This window comes from Desulfofundulus thermobenzoicus (assembly GCF_009428905.1).
Classification (GTDB): domain Bacteria; phylum Bacillota; class Desulfotomaculia; order Desulfotomaculales; family Desulfovirgulaceae; genus Desulfofundulus_A; species Desulfofundulus_A thermobenzoicus.
Window position 1 is genome coordinate 1 of sequence record NZ_WHYR01000271.1, and the last position, 386, is coordinate 386.

Here is a 386-nt window from a genome sequence, read left to right on the forward strand (position 1 = left end):
CTTCTTCAATGTAGGCAGAGTACTTACTAGAGTTTTGGCTCTTATATTTACTAGCTGAAACAACTGTCTTGCTGACAGGGGTTGCTTTTGCAGCGTCATAGTCTTTTTCTGAAATGTAGCCTTGTTTTTTCATAAGGCTTAAAACGATATTACGGCGTTTTTCCGCTGCCTCGGGATGTTTCACTGGGTTATAGGCAGAAGGACTCTGCGGCATACCTGCAAGTGTGGCAGCCTGTGCAACGGTTAGTTTATTTAAATCTGTGACTCCGAAAAATTGTTCAGCTGCTTTCCCAACACCATAAGCATAAGGAGAGAAGAAAATACGGTTTAAATACATTTCTAAAATTTCATCTTTAGAGTATTTTTGCTCAAGCTGAATCGAGAGC

General features: G+C 40.4%; 1 protein-coding gene. It reads right to left on the minus strand.

What is annotated here, in order from left to right; all coding sequences use genetic code 11:
- On the minus strand, nucleotides 1-386 hold a 386-nt coding region (locus GFC01_RS18595; protein WP_194175059.1), incomplete at both ends, for a transglycosylase domain-containing protein.